Consider the following 25,385-nt stretch of genomic DNA (forward strand, 5'->3'; position numbering starts at 1 on the left):
CCGAGCCTTGCTACTGCGTCATGCCTGGAGTGGACCGACCGACGTGGTCGAGCTGTCGTCGTCCCGGGTGGTCGGGAAACTCAATCGGATGGATGCCGCGACACGGTTTGGGTGCGCCCCGCCCGCCATTGATCCTTGCCTGCCATCTTGGCCTGGTAGAGCAGACGGTCCGCTTGTGCGGCAAGGTCTTCGAGATCGCTCTTCCTGTCGGTCCAGATGACGCCGACCGTGGCGCGAACCTCGACCACTGCCTCGCCGATCGCGATCGGCGCGCGCATGGCGTCCACCACTCTCTCGGCTGTCCCCTCGCCGGCTTCCGGCCGGCCGGCGGTAACGAGAAGGAACTCGTCACCGCCTCGCCGGCATACAAGGTCCGTTTCGCGCACGCTGCGCAGCAGCCGTCGCGCAGTCTCCACCAGCACCTCGTCGCCGGCCGAATGACCATAGGTGTCGTTGACGCCCTTGAATCCATCGAGATCCACAGCAGCCACCGACCAGCCTTGCGAGAGCGGCAACTGGCGGAAGTGATTGACGAGGCCGCGCCGGTTCAGGAGTCCGGTCAACTGGTCCGTTTCGGAATGATGGCGCGTGGCTTCGAGGCGCCGATGCTCTTCGGTGAAGTCGATGGCAACGCCGACGATGCGACGCGGGCGCCCATCCGCATCGCGGAGAAGCCGCCGGTCGCAGCGCATCCACTTCTCCCCGGCAAGCGTGTCGAGACGATATTCGGCGACCGACTGGTCCACCGTCCCTTGCAGCAGCGGCTCGAGATCCGCTGCCGACAGATCGTCCGGGTTCACCTTCTCCAGGTAGCGCCGCAGATCCAGCCGGGCAGCTTCGGGGCCGCCGATAAACTCGGCGAGGCGGTCGGACGTCTCGAAGGTGTTGCTGGGCACATCCATGTGCCAGAAGCCGCCGCGAACCGCCTCCATCGCCAATTCCAGCTGGGCGGCCTTTTCCGCCAGCTCCCGTTCATGCTGCTTGTGGAGGCTGATGTCCTCGATCTGCGACAGGAAACGCGCGACGCTTCCAGCCGCGTTGCGCATGGCGGCGACATGGATCAGCACATCGACGAGACTACCGTTCGGCCGCACATAGCGCTTCTCGATCGAATAACCATCGCGCCGTCCTGCAAGAACCTCCTTGAAGAGCGTGAGATCGGCCTCGAGATCGTCCGGATGCGTAAACGCCGCGAAGGGCGTTCCCCGCAGGTTCGTGCGTGCAATACCGACAAGCTTCGAAAAAGCATCGTTGCCGCGCATGATACGCCCGTGCACGTCCACCATGGCAATGCCGATCGGCGCATGCTCGAAGGCAAAATCGAAGAGCGACAAACGAGACTCAGCGCTCTCCTCGAGAGGATGATCGTCCGGGTTCATGAGTCCAACTCCGACATTCCACGTGAGATTGCAGATAGGTTTGCAGGTCACGGGCTCAAGTTTGAATAGGGCATTCGGAGGCCATTATGGTAAATAAACACTTACCCTTTACGGAGTATCACCCCGCTCGTGGTCATAAGACCCGCGCCGCGAGCTGCAGCGCCCGAATGGCACCGGGCAAGCTGAAGACCACGGATGAGGAACCGAGCAGACGCGCCGCTTGTTCCGTTACCCCTCCGCACGAGCAAGAGCAGGTGCCGCATCGAGGGTCGGTTCGTGGCGGCCGCGGGTCAGGCTGACGAGGCCGGCGAGAGCGGCGCAGGCGGCGGAGACCACCATTGCGCTGGTCAGCGCGGTGGATGGCGGCAGCAGGGCGAAGAGGATGGACATGAGGATGCCGCCTAGGGTCTGGCCGAGCAGACGCGCCGTTCCCTGCATGGCCCCGGCCGCGCCGTTGCGTGCCTTCGGGGCCGAGAGCAGCAGGATCCGGTTGTTCGGTGTCTGGAAGAGGCCGAAGCCGAGGCCCGAGACGACCGTGCCGAGGAGGAACAGCCTGCTGAGCGGCTCAGGCGGACTGACGGCGATCATCAGCAATCCGATGCTGAAGAGGCCGCCGCCGGCGGCGCAGAGCCAAGCCGTCTTGACGTGGTTTGCCAGGCGGCCGGACAGGGGCGCGATCAGTGCCGTGGCAAGCGGCCAGGGCATCATGGCAAAACCGGCCGAGACCGACGTCATATGCAGCCCATGCTGAAGATAGAAGGGAAGCGCGATGTAGCTCAGCATCTGTCCGCAGAAGCAGGCGACGGAGGCGATGACGGCGACGCGGAAGACCGGGGTTGCCAGCAGATCCGTCGGGATGATCGGTGCCTCGCTCCGGCGCTCCAGGCGCAGAAGGACGAGGAGGCACCCGATCGATGCGAGGATGAGCGCCGCGCCGCGAACGGGCGCGGTGGCGATCATGTCGGCGCCGCAGAAGAACAGGATGAACATCAGGGTGTTGGCGAGCAGGGCCCGCGCATTCAGCGGCCTCTTTCGTCCTTCGCTCTTTGCGAGCAGCCGGCCACCCAAGAGAATGAGCGCACCCATCGGGATATTGATGGCGAAAAGCCAGGGCCAGCTGGTGATCGACAGGATGGTGCCGGCAATCCCCGGCCCTGCCGCGGCCGAAATGCCGATGATCATGGCGTTGATGCCGATGATCGGCCCGAGCATGGACGGTGGCAGGAGCGCGCGCAGGTTCATCATGGCGAGCGCCATGATCGCTCCCGCACCTAAGCCTTGGGCAAATCGGCTGACGACAAGAACCGCAAGATCGCCTGCAAGAGCGCAGGCGGCAGAGGACAGGGTGAAAAGCACGACGCCGAAAAGATAGACCCGCCGCGCTCCATAGATATCGCCCAGCGCCCCGCAGGGCAGAAGCGCGACGAGAACCGCCAGCTGATAGGCCGAAACCACCCAGACCGTATCGTCCGCCTGCGCGCGCAGGGACAGCGCGATGCTTGGAAGCGCAACATTCGCGATCGCACCATCCAGCACGACGAGGATCGTCGCCAGCGAAATGACCGCGACGGCAAGATATTGCCGCGGCCTGACCGCGGTGTCAGGGGCAGAGGAAGCAGGCTGGGGCATCGGAACACTCGCCGTTTCAGGAGGCAAACCATGATCTAGCGCGATCGGACTGAGGGCGCCAGACGCAACGGGATCAAGCGACCGTTGCGTCTGACGCCCTTGGTTGGTAAGCAGGGATATGCCTGACCTCGACCTCAACCTTCTTGTGGCGCTCGATGCCCTGCTGAAGGAGCAGAGTGTGACGGCTGCCGCGCGTCGCCTGGGGCTCAGCACCTCGGCCATGAGCAGGACGCTGTCGCGCCTCAGGGCGCGGATCGGCGATCCCATCCTCGTGCCGGCAGGGCGTGGCCTGGTGGCGACGCCCCATGCGGTGAAACTTGCAGCCGAAGTGCACGCGTTGCATGAAGCCGTGCAGGCCGTTCTCAGTCGCCCTCCAGCCGTCGATCTTTCGAAAATCGACCGCCACATCACGATCCGCGCCAATGAAGCCTTCGTGCTGATCTTCGCAGCCGAGCTCAGTGCCGCGGTCGCGGCGTCCGCGCCGGGCATCCGGCTGCGGTTTGCGCCGCGGGCCGACAAGGACATCCGGCGCCTGCGGGATGCGGCCGTGGATCTGGATATCGGCCTCCTGCCGCCAGAAAGCGGGGAGCTGCGCTGCCAGACATTGTTTACCGACCGCTATGTCGGCCTCGCGCGGCCGGGGCACCCGATCTTCGAGAATGGGCCAATAACGGCCGCATCCTACAGCGCGTCCGGCCACGTCGTCTTTTCGCCGCAGGCGGATTATGCCGGCCCGGTGGATCGGGCGCTGGCCGAACTCGGCTTTCGGCGCGATGTGAGATTGATCGTGCCGAGCTTTCCCGCCGTGATCGCGGTCGCCGCCAGCTCCGATCTTCTCGGCTGCGTGCCGATGTCCTATCGGCAGTCGGTCACGAAGGGCGACGTCGAGACCTTCGAGCTGCCCTTCGCCGTGCCGAGCTTCACCATCGTGCAGGCCTGGCATCCGCGAATGGACGCCGATCCGGTGCATCGCTGGCTGCGGGGGCTCATCTTCGCGCGGTTCAAAACGATGGGGTGAGGAGCGGCGCGCCGCACTGCCCTTCAGGTGCCGTGCGACGATGAGAGCCAGCGCGCCGCCGTCCGGTCGGGGCGGCGAGCGCGTCGTTGGGCGGACAGAGACCGACCGGTGTCAGCTGCACCACTTCTGAACGGCAAGGGCGATCGCCTTGGTGCAGTCGATCAGGTCGCGGACGGAGACCCGCTCGTTCGGCTGGTGGGCCTGGGCGGGATCGCCGGGTCCGAAGTTGACGGTCGGTGTCTTCCCAAGTCCGGTTGGCAAGCCGATATCGCTGTGGGCGCCGAAGCCGGACAGCACGGGCGAGAGGCTGGCTTCCTCGACCGCCTGCTGGAACATCGAGACGAAGGGGCTGTCGGCAGGGATCTCGGCGCAATCGGCGTCGAGAATCCATTCGACCCGGGCCGGATGCTGGCGAAGATAGGGATCGGCCATGCAAACATTGTGCACATGCTCCTCGATCTCGCGCTTCACATGGCCGCCGAGCGCGAACTCGTCTTTCTCGCTCGGCAGATACTGGGCGTCGATGATGATCTCGGCGCGTCCTGCCATGGAGGAGGGGTGTTCGCCGGCATTGATCTGCGTGACGATGATCTGGTTCGGCAGGTCCATCAGCGGGTGATTCTTCTTCGGGTCGAACATCCAGCGGCGGTTGAGGATATCGATCCCGTCCAGCATCTGCCGGCAGAGTTGTACGGCATCGACCGGGCCGCTCGTGTACCAGGCATTGGGCGTCAGCTCCGCATGGCCGCCAATGCCGTCGATGATGATCTTGCCCCACAGGATGCCGTGACAGAGTGGCGCGATGCGGTTCGCCGTCGGTTCGGTCATGATCCCGGCATCGGCGGTGAAGCCGCGATCGACCATGGCGAGCGATCCCATGCCGCCGATCTCTTCGTCGACCACGGTGGTGAAGACCACGTCGCCCTTCAACGGCACGCCCATTTCCTGAAGGATCTCGACCGCCATCAGCATGCAGGCGACGCCGCCCTTCATGTCCACCGTGCCGCGTCCGTGCAGGAAGCCGTCCTTCAGAACCGGCTCGAAGGGATCGGTCGACCAATGTTCCGCCGCACCCGGCGGCACGACGTCGATATGCCCCGTCAGCATGATCGAGCGTCCGCCGCCCGTTCCCGCCAGCGTGCCGCCGAGGTTCGGCCGGCCTTCGAAGGTGCGGCCCTTGTTGGCACCGGGGCGGCCCTTGTATTTCTCGTAAAGGGCCGGACCATCCGGATCCCAGAGGTCGGTGGTGAAGCCGAGCGCCTCCAGGCGCTTCTGCAGATAGAGCTGGCAGTCGCGCTCGCCGGGGCCGGCCTCCTTCGGATTGGATTTGACGATCGAGGGGAAGGCGACGAGATCGCTGAGGGTCTGGACGATCCGCGCTTCGGCGGCCTCGACGCGTGTCGCGATCTGTTCTTCGATGGAAGGCATGCTTAACTCCAGCGTTTGGAAAGACGTTCGATGAGCAGGACGGCAATGAGCAGGGCCCCGACGATGCCGACCTGCCAGACCGTGTTGACGTTGAGCTGCAAGAGCCCGGTCTTGAGCGTGACGAGCAGGATGACGGCGGCGATGACCCCGCCGACACCGCCGATGCCGCCGGTAATCGCGATGCCGCCGAGCATGACGGCCGTCAGCGATTCAAGTTCGAGGTTCTGCCCGATATTAGGACGGGCACTGCCGAGCCAGGCGAGCGAAACGAGGCCTGCGAGCCCGGCCAGGAGGCCACTGAGCCCGTAGACCAGAAGCCGCGTGCGATCGACCGGAATGCCGACAAGGCGGGCCGAACGCTCGTTGTAGCCCATGGCGAGAAGCCAGCGGCCCCAGGCACTGGCAAGGAGCAGCACGGCCGCCAGCAGGAACACCGGCACCACGAGCGTGAGGAACGGCATGGGCAGCGACAGAACAGAGCCCCGCCCCCAAGCGAGCAACCAGGCCGGCACGCCCGATTGTGCGCCGCCCCCCGTGAGCGCGAGCGCCATGCCCGAATAGATGAACAGCGTTCCGAGCGTCGCGATCAGCGGCAGGATCTTCAGCCTGGTGACGAGCACGCCGTTGAAGAGGCCGAGCAGCAGCCCGACGCCGATGCAGACGAACGGGATCAGCCCCGGCGGCAGGCCGGCCTTGACCGCGAGCGTGGCGAGCACGACGGACAGCGACACCGTTCCGCCGACGGAGAGATCGATCCCCGCCCCGCCTGCCAGGATGACGAGCCCCTGACCGAGCGAGACCAGTGCGAGGATCGTCGAAAACTGCAGGATCGTCGTCACGGTCGACGCGCTGAACATGCCGGGCCGCAAGAGGGCGAACACCAGGATGACGAGCACCCAGAGGGCGGCAAGAAGCAGCAGGATGCGGCTCGAGCCGGATCGATTGAACAGAGCCATCATCGCAGAGCCCACCGTGCTTTCAGGTCCCCCATGCGCGCAAGCGGCATGTCCATCGCCAGCACGCCGATCAGAAGCGCGCCGGTGACCACCGGCTGCCAGAGCGAGGGGACGCCCATCAACAGAAGTCCGTTCTGCAAGACCCGGAGCAGAAGCACGCCGAGCGCCGTGCCGAGCAGGCTGCAGCGCCCGCCGAGAATGCTGGTGCCGCCGAGAACGACCGCCGCGATGGCGTCGAGCGCCAGCGTGCTGCCGATCGCCATTTCGACATTGCGGTAGCTCGCCACATAGAAGCTGGCCGCAAGCCCGGTCAGCGCGCCGCTGAGCACGAAGGTCGCGAAGCGGACCTTCGTGACCGGCACGCCGGAAAGCCGTGCCTTCTCCTCCGAATTGCCGATCGAAAGAAGATGCGGGCCGTAGGGCGTGGCGCGCAGCGCCAGCCACACGGCGAGATAGGCAAGAACGATCACCACCACAGACAGCGGCAGGCCCAGAAGCCGGGCGGAAAGCAGCTCCGTCAGCCCGGTCGGCAGGCCCGAGAGCCATTGTCCGCCGAGCAGGGCGAAGACCCCCATCCGGTAGACGCCGAGAAGGCCGAGGGTGCCGACGATGGCCGGCACCCGACCGAGCACGACGACGGACGCCGTGACCAGTCCCAGCGCGGCGCCGGTCAGCGGCCCGACAAGGACCGCCAGAGCCGGCGCCATGGACGCCAGCAGAGCATGGGCAACGGCAATGGCCGAAAGTCCCATGAGGATGCCGATCGAGACATCGATGCTGCCTATGGCGAGCAGCAGGGTCATGCCGAGACCGGCCAGCATCAGCTCCGTGCTGTTGCGGGCGATGGTCGCCGCATTCCCGGCTGTCGCGAAGAAGGGTGACGCGACAGAGAAGACGACCGAAGCGAGGAGAATGGCGCCGAGCAGGGCCCATTCCCGTCCGCCAATGGCAAGGAGACGTGAACGTGACTGTCGCATCGAGAGCTTTATCCGATCCTAGAAGTCGAACTGGTCGACATTGTCGGCGGTAAAGACGGCCGGAGGCCCGAGCAGCAGAACGCCGGTCTCGGCGTTGTAGGTCACCGGCTTGGCAAAGCCCGGAACGCTGTTCTCCGCCTCGAAGGTCTTGCCGTCGATCAGCTGCTTGCCGGCCCAGACCGTGAGATAGCCGAGCTGAGCCGGATCCCACAGGACCGAAAACCCGAAGGAGCCGCTTTTGAGATAGGCGCGCGCCGTGTTCGGGCTGCAATAGCCGGTGCCGACGACGCTGCCGGTCTTGCCGGCGGTCTCGATCGCCTGCGCGACGCCCGGGCAGGTCGAGGAGGCGACGGCGATAATGCCCTTGATGTCCGGGTTGGCCGTCATGAGGTCACCGGCGATCTGGGCGGCGCGCTGGGCGGTGCCGCCGGCAAATTGCGGCTCGAGCAGGGTCAGCTTGGGATATCTCTCCTTCGCCTGCTTCTGCATGAAGCCGATCCAGGCATTGAGGTTGGAGGCGGTCGCCTCGCCGGAAACGATGCCGATCTTGGCGTCTTCGCCGACGCGCTTGACCAGCTCGTCGATGATCGTCGCTCCGAGTCCCTCATCGGTTGCCTGCGCGACATAAACGGCGCGGCCGCTGTCCGGCGCGTCGCTGTCGCTGGTGAAGAGCTTGGCACCCTTTGCCTTGGCAGCCTCGACGACGGGGGCGATCGCGGATGCATCGAGCACGCTGACGGCAACGGCGTTGACGCCCTGGTCGATCAGGTTCTGGACGATCTGCAACTGATCGACTGGATTGGTATCGACCGGGCCGGAATAGATGAACTCGACGCCGAGCTCGTCGGCCGCCTTCTTGCCGCCGGCTTCCATGGCGTTGAAATAGGGAATGCCGATCAGCTGCGGCACGAACGCCACCTTCGGCTTGTCCTGTGCGACAGCCGGGGCGGCGAGAGCGATGCCAAGAAGCGACAAGGCTAGGGTCTTCTTGAAAGACGTATGCATGGTAGGACCTCTCTGGAACGGAAGTGACGCGCTTTATGAATTTTGGTTTTCAAGCGCTCGCACGTCGGGATGGGCGCCTGTGATGAGGGAGACGATCTCTTCGGGGTTGGTTTCGGCCTTGCGCCGCTCCGCCACCTTGCGGCCACGGCGGAAGACGACCATTCGGTCGGCCACCTCGAAGACATCGGCAATGTTGTGGCTGATCAGCACGACCGCGCAGCCGCGTTCGGCGAGCTTGCGGGTGAGCTGCAGCACCTTTCGGGTTTCCGCAACGGCGAGTGCTGCGGTCGGCTCGTCCATGATGATGAGCCTGGCGTTGAGATTGAGCGCCCGGCAGATCGCCACCGCCTGGCGCTGACCGCCGGAGAGACTGCCAACCGGCGCTTCCGGATCGGAGATATGGGCGTCGAGCTCCGTCAGGAGCCCGTCCACCCGTTCCCGCATGGCCTTGCGCTTGAGGAACGGGATGCCGAGCACGGATCGCTTTATCTCACGGCCAAGAAAAACGTTCTCGGCGATCGAGAGGTTTTCCGACAGAGCCAGCTCCTGGAAGATCGTCGCGATGCCGGAGCCTGCCGCATCCTTTGGCGAGGCGAACTGGACGGATTGGCCGCCGACCAGCAACTCGCCATCGCTTTGCGGATGGGCGCCGGCCAGGATCTTGATGAAGGTCGACTTGCCGGCGCCGTTGTCGCCGAGGAGCGCGAGCACCTCGCCTTCGTGGATGTCGAGATCGACGCCCCGCAGGGCCGTCAGCGCGCCGAAGCGCTTGGTAATGCCCCGCGCGCGCAGGAATGGGAGGGTCATGGGGTCATCCTTCGCGCGCTTGTCACTTGCCCTGGCTCGCCCAGCGCAGAATGTTCTTCCAGATCGTGGCGTAGCCCGGCCAGGCGACGAACTCGTTCGGCACCCAGTGCGGGCCGATATCCGAGGTCCAGGCCACGGTGCGGCCCTTGCCATATTCGCCGGTGACGAGCAGCGGATGGCCCCCCTCCTCCTCCGGCAAGGTCGCAAGAACCTCGACGCCGTCGGCCTCCTTCGCGACGACTTCGTTGGCACCGAGGAGAAGCGGCCAGTCGCCCTCGACACCGGCGAGGATCGGATGGGTCTTCGGGCCTGTCACCACGGCGCGGAAGCCATCCGGCACTTCCAGCCGGTCGTCATAGGAAAGGCAGGTCACGGGCAGTGCGTCTTCGACCGGCGTGCGGCGCCAGCGTGCCTTGCCGTCGATGCCCTGGAAGGAGAAATAGCCGCCCGCCATGACGAGGCCGCCGCCCGCCTTCGTCCAGTCGCGGATGAGCTTCAGGCGGTTCGGCACGGGCTTGCCATGCAGCCAGACGGCGGGCGGCAGGAGCAGCGAGTTGGCGCCGATATCGGAGAGCAGGATGACCTGGTATTCGGACAGTCCGTCCATCGTGAAGGGAAACTTCTCCACGCTGTCATGCGCGGTCATGTAGGTGATGTCGAACTCCTCACCCTGCAGCGCCGCGACCAGCGGCTCGGCCCCCAGGTGAAAGGTCACGCTGCCGAACTGGTCGAACCCCTTGTAGTGGGTGGCCGAGCTGACCCAGCTCTCTCCTACCAGCAATACCTTGGTCACCATGGGTGTCTCCTTCTCTGTCAATCACACTGTTTGGAACGCTTATCCGGCCTTGGCTTCGACGGCCGAAAGCAGGGCTTGAAGTTCTGCGGCCTTGGCGGTGCGCCCCTGCGCACCCTCCGCGGTCGTGGTCAGGCTGGCGCCGACGGCGGCATGACGCGCCGCTTCGGAAAGGGGCTGCCCGTGCAGCCACAGGCTGAGGAAGATCCCGGCAAAGGCATCGCCGGCCCCGGTCGCATCGACGCGGCTGACCGGCAAAGCGGGCACCTCGATCGGCGGGCCGCCGCTTCTGCGGAAGACGACCGCGCCGAATTCGCCGAGTGTCAGCACGACATCGCCGCGCGGGCGCACCCTGGCGATGGTGCGGGCGGCTTCCTCGATCATGGAGGCGAGCGGCGTGCGGATCTCGTAGATCTCCCGCAGCGTCTCGTCATTGATGAAGGTCAGATCGACCTGGCCGATCAACCGCTCGAAGGCAGCCGGATTGCGCGAGCCCTCGGGCAGGCCTGCCGTGTGCAGACTGACGCTCCACCCCGCCTCGTGAAAGCGCGGAATGGAAGGCATCATCCGCTCGTAGTGAAACCCTTCGATATGCAGGCAGGAGCGGACCGGACTGGGGGTGATGTCCATGTTCGCGGTCAGGTCGATCTCGCTGAGCTCGAACGTCTCGTGGATGATCGTGCGTCCACCATTGGCTTCGATGATGACCATCGCCCGCGGCAACCGGTTCTTGCCGGGCCGGCGGATCGGCAGAACATTGACATCTTGTGCCAGCAGTTCGGCCATGGCCCACTCGCTGTCGGCATCGTCGCCGACGGCGGTGGCGAGATCGACCTGCAGGCCGTAGGGCGCGCCGACCGCGGCAGCAGCCACGGCGAGGTTGGCGGCGGGACCGCCCAGCGCCTTGTCGATATGGCGTGCCGCGACCCGGTCGTCCCGGTGCGGAAGCACCTCGACGCGGCAGAGGTAGTCGACGCAGATGTGACCGACGACGAGCAGCCGGGGATTGCCCTCGGCCGCCTTGACCTTCCTTGCCGACATCATGGGCAGGGACCGCGCAAAGACGCTCGGCCGGTAGGCGAGCCGCTGGACCGCGGCTTGGATCTTCTCCGCCGTCTCCGCTTTGACAGGCACCGTGCCATTGAGGAAATTGGAGACGGTGCCGACCGAAACGCCGGCGGCCTCTGCAACATCCTTGATGGTCGGACGCTCTCTTCGCATCGCTTCCTCGGTCATTGAAACGCTTCAAAGCCTATGAAGGGATCGGGAGGTCGTCAAAAGAATTCTATTCTAAAGTAAACCATATCTCTGTGACGATCCTGCTAACGTCTGCTCGCAAGGGAAATATGAATCTTCAAAATGGCAGATTTGAAATTGGTTCAATTCACAGTGTCGCGTCGCGAAGGATTGCTCCGTCGATCATAGGGAGGCTGCGATGCCGGCCCAGTCCGCCGGCATCGCATGCTGCAGTCAGGCCCCGACGGGGATCGGGTTCGCGACGATGCTGCGATTGAAGGCGTCCACGAAAGCGTGTTCGTTCGCACCCGGGTTGTCGCGCAGCGGTCGGATGGCATCGACGATGACCTCCGGGTCGTCGGTGGCGAGGGCCTTGAGCGTCTGCTCGAAGAAACCGGGGAGCGGCATGGCGCGGGGGTCGCCGCTCTTGTAGATCAGATCGGTATCCACCCATGGCGGCGCGATTTCCTGAACGCGCACCGCGGTGTCGCGCAGCTGAAAGCGCTGCGACAGAGCGAAGGAGTGAAGCGCTGCCTTGGTTGCCGAATAGATCGCATTGCTGGCGATCGGGACGAAGGCGAGGACGCTCGTGGTGTAGAGCAGGGTCGCCGCGGGCCTGGTCTTCAAATGGTCGATCAGCGCCGAGGTGACACGGATCGGGCCGAGCAGGTTGGTGGCGATCAGCGCCTGCGCCACATCATCGTCGATCGGGCCGGAGACATCGTCGAACGGCATGAAGCCTGCGTTGTTGAAGACGACGTTCAAATCGGGATGGCGCGCGATGAGCGTCTCAGCTGCTGCCTGGATGCTGTCGGGGTCGGACACATCGAGCAGGAGCGCTTCCATGCCCGGATTGGCGCGGGTCACCTCGTCGAGCAAGGCCTTGCGCCGGCCGGCGATGATGACGGTGTTGCCGAGGCGATGGAAGGCTTCCGCAAATGCGCGGCCGATCCCGCTCGTGCCGCCGGTGATGAAGATGGTGTTGCCAGTCAGTTTCATGGGTTCGGCTTTCTTTCTGGAGAGGTTTTCGTTCGTTCAGGCGGCCGCGGTGAGGCGCGGGGCGGGACGGGTGGCGGAGAGTTGCGGGCCGAGGGCAAGCCGGGCCGCCTCGTACTCCGTCCAGAGCGCAATATCGCGGAGCGCAGGAATGGTGGTGGTTTCGCCCTGGTCGAGCCCGGCGAGTGCGGCATCGACCATGTCTTCGGCCGGCATGACGATCTCGCTCGGCAGATGGTCGACCGGCAGGCCGCCGAGCGCCCAGAAATCCGTGCGCGTCGCGCCGGGCAGCACGGCTTGGGCCCGGATGCCGCGCTCGCCGAGTTCATGGTTGAGCGAGGTCGTGAAGGCCTGAACGAAGGCCTTCGTGCCGCCATAGACACCGTTGAGCAGCTCCGGCGCGAGCGCCACGATCGAGGCGATGTTGATGATTGTGCCCCCACCTCGTGCCACGAAACCGGGCACGGCCGCATAGGTGAGGCGCATCAAAGCCGTCACGTTCAGGCGCACCATGGCCTCCATGCGATCGACATCGCTGTCGAGGAGCGTCGTGTGGGTGCCGATTCCGGCATTGTTGACCAGCGCCGTAATGCTGGCATCCTGGCGCAGCACCGTCTCCACGGCGTGGAGACCCTCGGCCTTGCCGAGATCCGCTGCAAGAACCTCGACCGTGCGTCCGGTTTCGTCGGCGATTGACGAAGCGAGCGCCTGAAGCTTGTCCCTGTTGCGGGCGACGAGGATCAGGTCGTAGCCGCGCTTGGCCAGGCGGTCGGCATAGATCGCGCCGATGCCTGTGGAGGCGCCGGTGATGAGGGCAGTTCCCTTGGTGGTCATTGGTCCATTCCTTGCTTGTGGCGTCAGCGCCATCGCTTTCGACAAGGACGTTATGGACCAAAGGCGCTTTGTCCGATATGACGTATAAAATACGTTTTTAGGACATGAGCACAGGGAGTGGACGATGCCGCAGGTGACGATGATGCTGACGCCCGGCTTCCAGTTCCTGGCGCTGGGCGTGCAGGCCGCCTTCGAGCTCGCCAATGTCCTGCAGGGCGAGCGCTATTACACTCTTTCGATTACTTCTGCGGAGGGCGGTGCCGTCCTGTCCTCGAGTGGATTTGCCGTGCCGACCACGCGGCTCGACGAGGCAGGTCCGATCGATACATTGCTGCTTCTCGCCGGCCTCGTTCCTCCGCCCCAGCAGGATGAGGAGATGCTTGCCATGGTGCGCGCGCGGGCGAAGGAGGCGCGCCGGGTCGCGGGGCTGTGCACCGGCGCGTTTCTGCTCGGGCAGATGGGACTTCTCGACGGACGGCGCGCCACGACTCACTGGTCCTATGCGCAGGAGATGCGCAAGGCTTTCCCGCAGGTGAAGGTGGAGGACGACCGCATCTTCATCAATGAGGGGCCGGTCTGGACATCCGCCGGGCTGACCGCCGGTCTCGACCTTGCGGTCGCCTTGGTCGAAAAGGATCTTGGACGCGAGGTCGCCGGCGCGGTCGCCCGCCGCCTGGTCATGCATCACCGCCGCGCCGGTGGCCAGTCCCAGCATTCGGAGCTGCTGGCGCTTGCGCCCAGCAGCGACCGCATCCAGAAGGCACTGCTCCATGCGAAGGCGCACCTGACCGATCCGCTGACCGTCGAGGACCTTGCCGGGGTTGCGGCGCTCTCTCCTCGCCAGTTCAGCCGGGCCTTCCACGCGGAAACCGGCCAGACGCCGGCCAAGGCGGTCGAGCAGATCCGCCTGGAGGCCGCCCGCCTGATGCTGGAGGATAGCCGGCTTTCCCTGGACCAGATCGCGCGCAACAGCGGCTTCGTCGACCTCCGGCGCATGCGCGAGGCCTTCATGCGCCACTACGGTCAACCGCCGCAAACCATCCGCCGGCTTTCGCGCGCGGCCTGAGAGCAGGCGAGGCCCTGCCCCTTCCCTTCAGCGGAAACGGAGGGCGAGTTCGTCTGAAGCAGGTCGGCGCCGCGGGCTAGATGATGCCGCCGCTGCCGGCTTTCGAGGCGGGGCGCTCGGCTGCGACGCGGGCGCGGTAGCCGCTGGCGCGGTAGGCGGCGATCGGGTCGATTGCGCCGCCTGCCCGCCGTCGCGCCTCGGCGAGGATCGGCTCGACATCGGTGCGGTAGGCCCGCTTGAGCGTCTCGCTTGCCATCAGCGCATCGTTCTCCTCCTGGAAGCCGGTCAGCGCCGTGCGGTCGACCAGCATGGCCTGGGCGTAGGCGCGGCGGATCTCGTTGGCGCTCGCCATCAGGCTTTCGATCGGATCGGTTACATTGTGCGACTGGTCGATCATATGGGCCGGGTGGAAGCCCTCGACGCCGCGCGCCTCCGCATCGACAAGCTCGTTGAAGACCAGGAACAGGCGGTAAGGCTCGATCGCCCCGGCATCGAGGTCGTCATCGCCATACTTGCTGTCGTTGAAATGGAAGCCGCCGAGCTTGCCGAACTGGATCAGCCGGGCGACGATCATCTCGATATTGGTGTTGGGCGCATGGTGGCCGAGGTCGACGAGACATTTGGCCTTGGGGCCCAGCGTCTGGGCAATGAGATAGTTGCTGCCCCAGTCCTGCACCACCGTCGAATAGAAGGCTGGCTCGTACATCTTGTGTTCCGAGAACAGCGTCCAGTCGTCCGGCAGGCCCTTGTAGATCTCGGCCATGGCCGCGAGATAGCGCTCGAAGGCGCGGGTGAAGTGGCTTTGGCCGGGGAAGTTGGAGCCGTCGCCGATCCACACGGTCAGGGCCTTGGAGCCGATCTTCTTTCCAAGCTCGATACAGGCGAGATTGTGCTCGACCGCCTGGGCGCGCGTCGCCGCATTCGTGTGGCTGAGCGAGCCGAACTTGTAGGATTGCGCCTGGTCCGGTGCGTCCGAAAAGGTGTTGGAGTTCATGGCATCGAAGCCGAGGCCGAGGCTTTCGGCCTTGGCAATCAGATCCTCGGCCGGCGCCAGGTCCCAGGGGATATGGAGCGAGACAGTCGGCGTCGCCCGCGTCAGCTCGTGGATGACGGCGCAATCATCGAGCTTGTCGAAGATGCCGGGCGGCTCGCCCTTCCCCGGGAAGCGCGCGAAACGGGTGCCTCCGGTGCCGACCCCCCAGGAAGGCACGGCGACCGAGAAGGCCTGGACCTTGGCCGTCACCGCCTCGATATCCATCCCGCGCCGGTCGAGCGCCGCGCCGAGCGCCGCATAATCCTGCGCCTGCGCATCCTCGCGCTTTTCGTTGTTGCGGGCCACATGCTCCGCGCCGATCCGTGCCTGGCTCATGGCCATCCTCCGCTTGCGACACCCACGTCCCGCGCCGCCTCATCTGTTCACGACGGCCAGCGCGCTCCCACGCGCCAGCCCCTTTTGCGTCCCCTATCGCGGGAAGCTGACGGCGTTGCCGGCATCAACGTTGAAGACATTGCCGGTCGACTTCGCGGAGAGATCCGAGGCGAGGAAATAGATCGTCTCGGCCACGTCCTCCGGGAAGACGTTGAGCTTCAGCATGGAGCGCTTGCGATAATGCTCCTCCAGCTCGTCGATCTCGATCTTCGAAGATGCGGCCCGCTGTTCGCGCCACTCGCCGTTCCAGATCTTCGAGCCGCGCAGGACCGCATCGGGGTTGACCGTGTTGACGCGAATGCCTGCCTCCGCGCCCTCGAGCGCGAGGCAGCGCGCCAGATGGATTTCGGCCGCCTTGGCCGTGCAGTAGGCTGCGGCATTGGGCGAAGACGCGAGACCGTTTTTCGACGCGACGAAGACGACGTTGCCGCCGAGCGACTGGCGACGGAACAGCTTGAAGGCTTCGCGCGAGACGAGGAAATAGCCGGTCGCCAGAATATCCATGTTGCGGTTCCACATGGAAAGCTCGGTCGCCTCGATGGGTGCGGAGGAGGCAATGCCGGCATTGGAGACAAGAATGTCGATGCCGCCAAAGGACGCGCAGGCTTCGGCGAAGGCGGAGACGACATTGTCTTCCTTCGTCACATCGAGCAGCACGCCGGAGACGGAGTCGGGTCCGAAACGCTTTCCGAAATCGGCAACCGCCTCGTCCAGCGCCGTCTGGTCGATATCGGCAAGCACCACGCAGGCCCCCTCCCCGATCAGCCGCGTCGCGGTCGCCCGACCGATGCCGCCGGCTCCGCCGGTCACGAAGGCGACGCGCCCTGCAAGGCTTTTCGGCTTCGGCATGCGCTGCAGCTTCGCTTCCTCCAGAAGCCAGTATTCGATGTCGAAGGCTTCCTGCTCCGGCAGGCCTTGATAGTCGGACACGGTCGAGGCGCCGCGCATGACATTGATGGCATTGACATAGAACTCGCCGGCGATGCGCGCCGTTGCCCTGTCGCGGGCGAAGGAGATCATGCCGACGCCGGGGATGAGGAAGATCACCGGGTTGGGATCGCGCATGGCCGGCGAATTGTCGTGGCGGCAGGTGTCGTAATAGCGCTGGTAGTCGGCGCGATAGGCATCGAGTGCCGCATCGAGCCCCGCCGCCACCGCATCCACGTCCGGATGAGCGGGGTCGAAATCGAGGATCAGGGGCCGGATCTTGGTGCGCAGGAAATGATCCGGGCAGCTGGTGCCGAGCGCGCCGAGGCTCACGAGGTCATGCGAATTGACGAATTCGAGCACGGCCGGCTGGTCATCGAAGGCGCCGAGCTTGCGCTCCTGCTTGCCGATCCGGCCGCGGATTTCCGGCATCAGGCGGGCAGCGATCGAGCGACGCTCCGCCGCCGGCAGGCTCTCGACCCTGGCACCGCCGAAGATCGTCTTGCCCGCGGTCTTTTCGCCAAACCAGGCGATCGCCCGGTTGATGATGTCCAGAGTCAGCAGGTAGCAGGCCTTGGCGTCGTTCGCCCAGGTGAAAAGACCATGGCTTTCGAGCACGACGCCCTTTGCTTGCGGATTGGCCTTGACGAAGGCTTCGAGATCGAGCCCCAGCTGGAAGCCGGGGCGACGCCAGGGGAGCCAGCCGATCTCGTCGCCGAAGATCTCGCGCGTCAGCTCACGCGAGTTCTTCGAGGCGGCAATGGCGATGATCGCGTCGGGATGCATGTGATCGACATGGGTAAAGGGCACGAAACCATGCAGCGGTGTGTCGATCGAGGCGGCGCGGCTGTTGAGGTTGAAGGTGCAGTGCGGCAGGAAACCGACCATGCGATCCTCGTCCTCGACGCCCTTGTAGAGGGTTTTGAGAGAGTCGAGCTTATCCTGATAGAGCGTCGCGAAGCCATCGAGCTTGATCGTGCCGACATCGCCGCCCGAGCCCTTGACCCAAAGCACCTTGACCGGCTTCCCGGTTAGGGGGTCGATCTCCTCCACCTTGGCGGAGGTATTGCCGCCGCCGTAATTGGTGATGCGCTTGTCGGCGCCGAGCAGATTGGAGCGATAGAGCAACTTGCCCGGCTCATCGAGCGAAGCGGCATAAGCATCGTCCCAGCGATTTTCGAGAAGCCCTGCGGCCGGCGTCATGTCATCCTCCCATGGCGGTTCGCCTTGCCGGTTCGACTATGTCGCGCCGGCCTTGTGGCATCGATATCGCGCAGCAAGACCATCACTGTCAACAAGTTTCGATCAAAACCGATTACGTTGCAGCGCAGCATGAAATTTCTTGATCGTTTATGATTGACACTATGCTGTTCTTGAGAAATAACCTTAGCCAGGAGGACCACTATGCACGAACGCGAGCGCCATCGCATCATTCTGAGCGCCGTCCAGGAGAAGTCCGTCGTGACCATCCAGGACATCGCCGAATTGACGGAAGCGTCGGAAGCGACGATCCGTCGGGACATCGCGGCGCTGCATGTGCAGGGGAAGATCCGGCGGGTGCGCGGCGGCGCGGAAGCCGTTCATCCGCCCCAACTCGGCAATCTCGCAGGTCGGCCGTTCAAGGTGTCCGAATCGGTCAATATCGACAAAAAGCGAGCAATAGCGCGCAAGGCGGTCGATCTCTGCGAGCCGGGCGATGCGGTGATCATCAATGGCGGAACCACCACATTCCAGATGGTGCACTTTCTTTCCAGCCACCGCATGCAGGTGATGACCAACTCCTTTGCCATTGCCGAGCATTTGATCAAGCACTCGAAGAACTCGGTGACGCTGCCGGGCGGCGCGGTCTATCGCGAGCAGAGCCTGATCCTCTCGCCCTTCGAGAACGATGCGATCCGCAATTTCTATGCGCGGCGCTTCTTCATCGGCGCGCAAGGGGTGGGGCCGCTCGGCATCATGGAAGCCGACGCGCTGATCATCCAGAGCGAACAGAAGATGATGCAGCAGGCCGACGAGCTGGTGGTGCTGGTCGACAGCAGCAAGTTCCGTCGCCGCTCGAGCCTGATCCTGTGTCCGCTGGAGCGCGTGACCACGATCATTACCGATGACGGCGTCAGCGAGGAGGCCCGCCAGATGGTGGAGGCCGCCGGCATCACGCTCATCATCGCCCCTGCCGTGCCGGCGTCGGCCGCGGGCGGCGAAAGAGGAGACTCTGCCTCGGTCGCGTGAGGAAGCGCCGGGGGAGGAACATGCAACGTTCAACCGGGAGGAAGACTGGAATGAAACTCGCAAGGAAACTCGCACTCGGCGTCGCGCTGGCCGTGGTCGCCCTGGCCAGCGGCGCCAACGCCGCCGACATGAAGATCGCGCTCGTCGTCAAGTCGCTCGGCAACGGCTTCTTCGAAGCCGCCGATAAGGGCGCCAAGGAAGCCGCCAAGGAACTCGGCGGCGTCGAGATCATCTATACCGGTCCCACCACCACGACGGCAGAAGGCCAGATCGAGGTGATCAATGCCCTGATCGCGCAAGGGGTGGACGCGATCGCCATTTCCGCCAACGACCCGGATGCGGTCGTCCCGGCGCTGAAGAAGGCCGCGCAGCGCGGCATCAAGGTCATTTCCTGGGATTCCGGCGTCGCGCCGGAAGGCCGGATCATGCACCTCAACCCCTCCTCCAACGAGCTGATCGGCAAGATGTGCCTGCAGCTCGCCAAGGATCATCTCGAAGGCGGCAAGGGTGATTTCGCGATCCTCTCGGCCACCACCACCTCGACCAACCAGAACATCTGGATCGAGGAAATGAAGAAGCAGCTGAAGGACTTCCCGGGCCTGAACCTCACGACCACGGTCTATGGCGACGACCTCGCCGACAAGTCCTATCGCGAAGCCCAGGGTCTTCTGACCTCGAGCCCGAATGTGAAGGTGATCGTGGCGCCGACGACGGTGGGCGTGCTCGCCGCCTCGCAGGCCGTCAAGGATGCCGGCAAGATCGGCCAGGTCTATGTGACCGGGCTCGGCCTCCCCTCCGAAATGGCCGGCGCCATCAAGTCCGGCGCGACGAAGGAATTCGCCATCTGGAACCCGATCGACCTCGGCTATTCCGCCACCCAGATCGCCTATCACCTCGTCAAGGGCGACACGGACGGCGCTCCGGGCTCGGAGATCGAAGCGGGCCGCATGGGCAAGATCAAGGTGGGCGAGAACGGCGAGGCGGCCATGGCCGATCCCTTCGTCTATGATGCCTCCAACATCGATCAGTTCTCGAAGATCTTCTGATCACCGCCACCGGGCCCGGCCTCGTGCCGGGTCCGGTGATGCCAGCCGCGCATCGTGCTGTCCCTGATCGCCCCGAAGGCCTTGAGGGGCGGCAAAAGCGCCGTGCCCTGCCCCGGCGACTGGTCGCGGGGATATGAAACCGGATTTCAGTCAGATGAACGCAGCCTTTGAACGGCCGACGATGGACCGTCCGCTCTCGTCCGGCGCACCGCTTCTGGAGATGCGCGCCATCTCGCAGATCTTTCCCGGCGTGAAGGCGCTGGATCAGGTCTCCATCGCGCTCTATCCCGGCGAGGTGACCGCCCTCATCGGCGAAAACGGCGCCGGCAAGTCGACGCTGGTCAAGGTGCTGACCGGCATCTACCGGCCGAACGAAGGCGAGATCCTGCTTGACGGCAAGCCCGTCCTCTTTTCGAGCGCGCAGGATGCCATCGATGCGGGCATCACCGCCATCCACCAGGAAACCGTGCTCTTCGACGAGCTGACGGTCGCCGAAAACATCTTTCTCGGCCATACGCCGCGCACGCGCTTCCGCACGATCGACTGGGCACGCATGAATGCCGAGGCGCGTCGCCTGCTGGTCTCACTGGAAAGCCCGATCGACCCGACCATCCGGCTAAAGGATCTCTCCATCGCCCAGCGCCATCTGGTGGCGATCGCGCGTGCACTCTCCATCGAGGCGCGCATCGTCATCATGGACGAACCGACGGCAGCCCTGTCGCGCAAGGAGATCGACGACCTCTTCCGCATCGTCGAAACGCTCAAAAGCCAGGGCAAGGCGATCCTGTTCATCAGCCACAAGTTCGACGAGCTCTACGAGATCGCCGACCGCTTTGCCGTCTTCCGTGACGGCAAGGCGGTTGGCCACGGCCTGCTGAGGACCACGCCGCAGGACGAAATCGTCCGGCTGATGGTCGGCCGCGACGTCAAGGAGACCTTCCCGAAGCTTGAGGTTGCGATCGGCGAGCCGGTGCTGGAGGTCGAGGGCTACGGCCATCCGACCGAGTTCCACGGCATCTCCCTGACCCTGCGCCGCGGCGAAATCCTCGGCCTCTACGGCCTGATCGGCGCCGGCCGGTCGGAGTTCTGCCAGTCGCTGTTCGGCATCACCCGCCCCTCTTCCGGCAGCCTGCGCCTCTCCGGCCAGCCGCTGACCATCTCCAGCCCGCAGGACGCAATCCGGGCCGGCATCGTCTATGTGCCCGAAGAGCGTGGCCGCCACGGCCTGGCGCTCCCCATGCCGATCTACCAGAACATGACCCTGCCCTCGCTGACCCGAACCTCGCGCAGCGGCTTCCTGAAGGCGGCCAACGAATTCGCGCTTGCCCGGCGCTATGCCGAGCGGCTGGATCTGCGCGCCGCCTCGCTGTCCGTGCCGGTCGGCACGCTTTCGGGCGGCAACCAGCAGAAGGTGGTGATCGGCAAATGGCTCGCCACCGCGCCCAAGGTGATCATTCTCGACGAGCCGACCAAGGGCATCGACATCGGCTCGAAGGCCGCCGTTCACGCCTTCATCTCGGAACTGGCTTCGGAGGGCCTCAGCATCATCATGGTGTCCTCGGAACTGCCGGAGATCCTCGGCATGTCCGACCGTGTGCTGGTCATGCGCGAAGGGCTTTCCGCCGGCCTTTTCGAGCGCGAGGGCCTTGAGCCCGAAACCCTGGTCCGCGCCGCAACCGGCAATGCGTGAGGTGAGCATGCTGAAGATCCTGAAAAAGCGCGAAACCGCCCTGGCCCTGATCATCCTGCTGATGATCGCCGGCTTTTCGACACGCGCCGCCGGCTTTGCCGCGCCCGCCAATCTCGCCAATATTTTCACGGACACTTCGATCCTGATCATCCTGGCGCTCGGGCAGATGACGGTGATCCTGACGAAGTCGATCGATCTTTCGGTCGCCGCCAATCTCGCCTTCACCGGCATGGCGGTGGCGATGCTGGACGCGGCCTTTCCCGGCCTGCCGCTTATCCTCCTGGTCCTGGTCGCCATCGGCATCGGCATGGCGCTCGGCACGATCAACGGCTTCCTTGTCTGGCGGCTGCAGATCCCGCCGATCGTCGTCACGCTCGGCACGCTCACCATCTATCGCGGCATGGCCTTCGTGCTGTCCGGCGGGGCCTGGGTCAACGCACATCAGATGACGCCGACCTTCCTGAATGTGCCGCGCACCGTCATCCTCGGCCTTCCCGTTCTCGGCTGGACGGCGCTGCTGATCGTGGTGCTGATGGCGCTTTTGCTGCGCCACACGCCGTTCGGCCGCGCCACCTATGCCTCCGGCGGCAATCCGGTCGCGGCGATCTATGCCGGCATCGATGTCGGCCACACACGCTTCCGCGCCTTCCAGCTCTCCGGCGCACTCGCGGGCCTCTGCGGCTATCTCTGGGTCTCGCGCTATGCGGTGGCCTATGTCGATATCGCCAACGGCTTCGAGCTCGACAGCATCGCCGCCTGCGTGATCGGCGGCATCGCGATTGCGGGCGGCATCGGGTCGGTGCTCGGCACCGTGCTGGGCGCCCTGTTTCTGGGCGTCATCAAGAACGCGCTGCCGGTCATCGGCATCTCGCCCTTCACGCAGATGGCCATTTCCGGAACCGTCATCATCCTCGCCGTGGTCGTCAATGCCCGGCGCGAGCAGGCCCGCGGCCGGATCATCCTCCGTCCCGGCAAGACCGACCTGACAGCCAAGGGAGCCGCCGCATGAGTGCGCCCAACCCCGTTCCCCACGCGACCGACCCCGGCCCAGCCGATGCCGCCACGCCGCGGCGCACGATCCCGGATCGGCTCGGCACGCCGCTCTCGCGCCTTCTCTCCAGCTGGGAAGTGCTGCTCTTCGGCGTCGCCATCGCGATCTTCATCTTCAACAGCCTCGCCTCGCCCTATTTCCTCGACGTCTGGAACCTGTCCGACGCGACCTTCAACTTCACGGAAAAGGCGATGATTGCCTTTGCCATGGCGCTCCTCGTCATTTCCGGGGAGATCGACCTCTCGGTCGCCGCCATCATCGCCCTCGCCTCCACCGCCATGGGCGCTGCGGCGCAGATGGGCGTCGGCGCGCCCGGCTTGGCCCTCATCGGGCTCGGGGTGGGGCTTGGCTGCGGCATCGTCAACGGCACGCTGGTCTCGGTGCTGAAACTGCCGTCAATCGTCGTCACCATCGGCACGATGAGCCTCTTCCGCGGCATTTCCTATATCGTTCTCGGCGACCAGGCCTATGGCAAATATCCGGCCGACTTCGCCTTCTTCGGCCAGGGCTATGTCGTCTGGGTCATCTCCTTCGAATTCGTGCTCTTCGCCGCGGTCGCCTGCGCCTTCGCCATCCTGCTGCACACGACCAATTTCGGCCGCCAGGTCTATGTCATTGGCAACAACGAATTCGCGGCACGCTTCTCCGGCATTCCCGTCGAGCGCGTGAAGTTCATCCTCTTCCTGCTGACCGGGCTGATGAGCGGCGTCGCCGCCGTCTGCCTGACCTCCCGCCTCGGCTCGACGCGTCCGTCGATCGCGCAGGGTTGGGAGCTTGAGGTGGTGACGATGGTCGTCCTTGGCGGTGTCTCGATCCTCGGCGGCGCCGGCACGATCGGCGGCGTCGTCATCGCCGCTTTCGTCATGGGCCTCGTCTCCTTTGGCCTCGGGCTGCTCAACGTGCCGGGCATCGTCATGTCGATCTTCATCGGCCTGCTGCTGATCATCACCATCGCCATTCCGATCATCGCCCGGCGCGTCCGGGCCATGTCCGCCTGACCGAAGGAGAGCTGCATGCCGCGCCAGGCCTTCACCATGACGCTCAACCCCGGAATGGAGGCAGAGTATCGCCGACGCCATGACGAGATCTGGCCAGAGCTCGTCGATCTGCTGCACGCAGCCGGCATCAGCGACTATTCGATCTTCCTCGACCCCGAGACCCGCACCCTGTTCGGGGTGCTCACCGTTCCGGAGGAGAACGGTCTCGACCAGCTGCCGGACCATCCGGTCATGAGGCGCTGGTGGGCGCATATGGCCGATATCATGGAAACCCATCCCGACAACCGTCCGGTGCAGACGGCGCTAACCCCGGTCTTCCACCTGCCATGATGGCGGCAAGCGAAAGCAAGAGAATGCCCACGCCCGAACGCGTCGCCGTGCTCGATATCGGCAAGACCAATGCCAAGGTCGTCGTGCTTGATGCGGCGAGCGGCGCGGAGCTGGCTGCGCGGCGCATCCGCAATCAGACGCGCAACGACGGACCCTACCCGCATTACGATACCGAGGCGCTCTGGGACTTCGTCTGCACGTCGCTGGCGGACCTTGCGCAGGCGCCGGGCTTCGATGCGATCTCGATCACGGCCCATGGCGCGGCCGCAGCGCTCCTCGCCGAGGACGGCAGCCTTGCCCTGCCCGTGCTCGATTACGAGCACAGCTATGACGACGCAATCCAGGCGCAATACCAGAGCCTCCGCCCTCCCTTTCTCGAAACCTTTTCCCCCGCCCAAGCCATGGGGCTCAATCTCGGAGCGCAACTTCACTATCAGAAAACCAGGTTTCCGGATGCCTTTGCCCGGGTCGCAACGCTTCTCACCTATCCGCAATATTGGGCCTACCGGCTGACGGGCGTCATGGCCACCGAGGTGACATCGCTCGGCTGCCACACCGATCTCTGGCGGCCGGCGGAGAGGACCATGTCGAGCCTCGTCGCCCGTCTCGATCTTGCAAGCCGCATGGCGCCGCTGCGATCCGCCTTCGACGTGCTCGGGCCGGTCCGGCCGGATCTTGCAAGCCGGCTCGGTCTCGGCCATCCGGTTCCCGTCCATTGCGGCATTCACGACTCCAACGCCTCGCTGCTGCCGCACCTGATGACGCGCAGCGGTGCCTTTTCGGTGGTTTCCACCGGAACCTGGGTCATCGGCTTTGCGATCGGCGGGGATCTCGACCATCTGGACCCCGGCCGCGATACGCTGGCCAATGTCGATACCTTCGCCCGTCCGGTGCCATCGGCCCGCTTCATGGGCGGGCGGGAATATGAGAGGCTCGCCGCCGAGATCGGACTTGCCGAGCCTGCCGCCATCGCCGCAGCCCTGCCCGCCGTGCTCGCCCGGCCCACCCTGCTGCTGCCCAATGTAGCGGAGGGGTCCGGCCCCTTCCCGGGGCGCAAGGCGCGCTGGGTGAATGCCGAAGGCGTGAGCACGCAGGAGCGACACGTCGCCGTCGCGCTTTATCTGGCGCTCATGACCGAGACCAGCCTCTCGCTGCTCGCCCGCAGCGGCCCGATCATCGTCGAAGGTCCTTTCGCCTCGAACCCGCTTTATCTGCGCGCCTTGGCGGCCTTGACCGGGGCCGAGGTCATTGCCGCCGCCGGCTCGACCGGCACCACCGCGGGCGCTGCCCTCCTCACCGGCATCACGCCCCCACCCCAAAACGGACCCTCCATCTCTCCGGACGGCCTGAACCTGACGGCCTATCGTCGTTATTGGCTCGAAGCCTTGGCGGCCGAAGACATGACCGGATCTGCGCACGCTGAGACGACATAGCAGCTCCATCGTCTCCGGTATGGCACGATCGCAGTGAGTCATTGAAGCCGCCGCGACACGATCCGAACAGACGGCAAACGTCGCGCTTGTGAGCAGTCATTGGACGATCCTCCGTCTTGCTTTACCCA

At 65.0% G+C, this 25,385-nt stretch carries 22 protein-coding genes; 9 read left to right on the plus strand and 13 right to left on the minus strand.

Going from position 1 to position 25,385, the window contains the following annotated elements:
- Positions 1-80: 80 nt before the first annotated feature.
- On the minus strand, positions 81-1,379 hold the full coding sequence (locus U8330_RS20995) for a diguanylate cyclase (protein ID WP_323107528.1): 1,299 nt from the start codon (positions 1,377-1,379) through the stop codon (positions 81-83).
- A gap of 228 nt (positions 1,380-1,607) precedes the next feature.
- Positions 1,608-3,008 (minus strand): MFS transporter, encoded by a 1,401-nt coding sequence (locus U8330_RS21000; protein ID WP_323107529.1) that lies wholly within the window; start codon positions 3,006-3,008, stop codon positions 1,608-1,610.
- A 118-nt stretch (positions 3,009-3,126) separates the two neighbouring features.
- Between U8330_RS21000 and U8330_RS21005 the strand changes: the two genes are divergently transcribed.
- On the plus strand, positions 3,127-4,026 hold the full coding sequence (locus U8330_RS21005) for a LysR family transcriptional regulator (RefSeq protein WP_323107530.1): 900 nt from the start codon (positions 3,127-3,129) through the stop codon (positions 4,024-4,026).
- A 111-nt stretch (positions 4,027-4,137) separates the two neighbouring features.
- Here the strand turns inward: U8330_RS21005 and U8330_RS21010 are convergent, their stop codons facing one another.
- The 9 genes from U8330_RS21010 to U8330_RS21050 all read right to left on the minus strand — a co-directional run bounded on the left by U8330_RS21010 (position 4,138) and on the right by U8330_RS21050 (position 13,058).
- Positions 4,138-5,454, minus strand: coding sequence for an ArgE/DapE family deacylase (locus tag U8330_RS21010; RefSeq protein ID WP_323107531.1), 1,317 nt, complete (start codon positions 5,452-5,454; stop codon positions 4,138-4,140).
- A gap of 2 nt (positions 5,455-5,456) precedes the next feature.
- Entirely contained in the window at positions 5,457-6,413 is a 957-nt protein-coding gene (locus tag U8330_RS21015; RefSeq protein WP_323107532.1) for an ABC transporter permease, read from the minus strand.
- Positions 6,410-7,387 (minus strand): ABC transporter permease, encoded by a 978-nt coding sequence (locus tag U8330_RS21020; RefSeq protein WP_323107533.1) that lies wholly within the window; start codon positions 7,385-7,387, stop codon positions 6,410-6,412. Before U8330_RS21020 ends, U8330_RS21015 begins: the two co-directional genes overlap by 4 nt.
- Positions 7,388-7,405: 18 nt before the next feature.
- Positions 7,406-8,392 carry an autoinducer 2 ABC transporter substrate-binding protein gene (locus U8330_RS21025; protein WP_323107534.1) on the minus strand — a complete coding sequence of 329 codons (987 nt, stop codon included), beginning with the start codon at positions 8,390-8,392 and terminating at the stop codon, positions 7,406-7,408.
- Positions 8,393-8,425: 33 nt separating this feature from the next.
- Positions 8,426-9,199: an ATP-binding cassette domain-containing protein gene (locus tag U8330_RS21030; RefSeq protein WP_323107535.1), complete on the minus strand. Its 774-nt coding sequence runs from the start codon at positions 9,197-9,199 to the stop codon at positions 8,426-8,428.
- A gap of 22 nt (positions 9,200-9,221) precedes the next feature.
- The gene (locus U8330_RS21035) at positions 9,222-9,995 is read right to left on the minus strand and encodes a glutamine amidotransferase (RefSeq protein ID WP_323107536.1); all 774 of its coding nucleotides are present in this window, start codon (positions 9,993-9,995) and stop codon (positions 9,222-9,224) included.
- Between the two features lie 39 nt (positions 9,996-10,034).
- Positions 10,035-11,213 carry a carbohydrate kinase family protein gene (locus tag U8330_RS21040; RefSeq protein ID WP_323107537.1) on the minus strand — a complete coding sequence of 393 codons (1,179 nt, stop codon included), beginning with the start codon at positions 11,211-11,213 and terminating at the stop codon, positions 10,035-10,037.
- A gap of 249 nt (positions 11,214-11,462) precedes the next feature.
- Positions 11,463-12,227, minus strand: coding sequence for an SDR family oxidoreductase (locus U8330_RS21045; RefSeq protein WP_323107538.1), 765 nt, complete (start codon positions 12,225-12,227; stop codon positions 11,463-11,465).
- Between the two features lie 36 nt (positions 12,228-12,263).
- Entirely contained in the window at positions 12,264-13,058 is a 795-nt protein-coding gene (locus U8330_RS21050; RefSeq protein ID WP_323107539.1) for an SDR family oxidoreductase, read from the minus strand.
- 124 nt (positions 13,059-13,182) lie between these two features.
- Here U8330_RS21050 and U8330_RS21055 point away from each other — a divergent pair, with 124 nt between their 5' ends.
- Entirely contained in the window at positions 13,183-14,124 is a 942-nt protein-coding gene (locus tag U8330_RS21055; RefSeq protein ID WP_323107540.1) for a GlxA family transcriptional regulator, read from the plus strand.
- 76 nt (positions 14,125-14,200) lie between these two features.
- On the opposite strand, the gene rhaI is transcribed toward U8330_RS21055, so the two are convergent.
- Together rhaI and U8330_RS21065 are read right to left on the minus strand one after the other, a co-directional pair.
- Positions 14,201-15,493, minus strand: a complete 1,293-nt coding sequence (gene rhaI / locus U8330_RS21060; protein WP_323107541.1) for an L-rhamnose catabolism isomerase — start codon at positions 15,491-15,493, stop codon at positions 14,201-14,203.
- Between the two features lie 93 nt (positions 15,494-15,586).
- Positions 15,587-17,683 (minus strand): bifunctional rhamnulose-1-phosphate aldolase/short-chain dehydrogenase, encoded by a 2,097-nt coding sequence (locus U8330_RS21065; RefSeq protein ID WP_323107542.1) that lies wholly within the window; start codon positions 17,681-17,683, stop codon positions 15,587-15,589.
- 201 nt (positions 17,684-17,884) lie between these two features.
- Here U8330_RS21065 and U8330_RS21070 point away from each other — a divergent pair, with 201 nt between their 5' ends.
- The 7 genes from U8330_RS21070 (at position 17,885) to U8330_RS21100 (ending at position 25,257) form a co-directional block, all read left to right on the plus strand.
- Positions 17,885-18,709 (plus strand): DeoR/GlpR family DNA-binding transcription regulator, encoded by an 825-nt coding sequence (locus U8330_RS21070; protein WP_323107543.1) that lies wholly within the window; start codon positions 17,885-17,887, stop codon positions 18,707-18,709.
- A gap of 50 nt (positions 18,710-18,759) precedes the next feature.
- Entirely contained in the window at positions 18,760-19,755 is a 996-nt protein-coding gene (gene rhaS / locus U8330_RS21075) for a rhamnose ABC transporter substrate-binding protein (RefSeq protein ID WP_323107544.1), read from the plus strand.
- Between the two features lie 154 nt (positions 19,756-19,909).
- On the plus strand, positions 19,910-21,445 hold the full coding sequence (locus U8330_RS21080) for a sugar ABC transporter ATP-binding protein (RefSeq protein WP_323107545.1): 1,536 nt from the start codon (positions 19,910-19,912) through the stop codon (positions 21,443-21,445).
- A 7-nt stretch (positions 21,446-21,452) separates the two neighbouring features.
- Entirely contained in the window at positions 21,453-22,454 is a 1,002-nt protein-coding gene (locus U8330_RS21085; RefSeq protein ID WP_323107546.1) for an ABC transporter permease, read from the plus strand.
- The gene (locus U8330_RS21090; RefSeq protein ID WP_323107547.1) at positions 22,451-23,494 is read left to right on the plus strand and encodes an ABC transporter permease; all 1,044 of its coding nucleotides are present in this window, start codon (positions 22,451-22,453) and stop codon (positions 23,492-23,494) included. Before U8330_RS21085 ends, U8330_RS21090 begins: the two co-directional genes overlap by 4 nt.
- Positions 23,495-23,509: 15 nt before the next feature.
- Entirely contained in the window at positions 23,510-23,824 is a 315-nt protein-coding gene (gene rhaM / locus U8330_RS21095; protein WP_323107548.1) for an L-rhamnose mutarotase, read from the plus strand.
- 23 nt (positions 23,825-23,847) lie between these two features.
- The gene (locus U8330_RS21100; protein WP_323107549.1) at positions 23,848-25,257 is read left to right on the plus strand and encodes an FGGY-family carbohydrate kinase; all 1,410 of its coding nucleotides are present in this window, start codon (positions 23,848-23,850) and stop codon (positions 25,255-25,257) included.
- Positions 25,258-25,385 lie beyond the last annotated feature (128 nt).

Source organism: Rhizobium sp. CC-YZS058, from assembly GCF_034720595.1.
Classification (GTDB): Bacteria; Pseudomonadota; Alphaproteobacteria; order Rhizobiales; family Rhizobiaceae; genus Ferranicluibacter.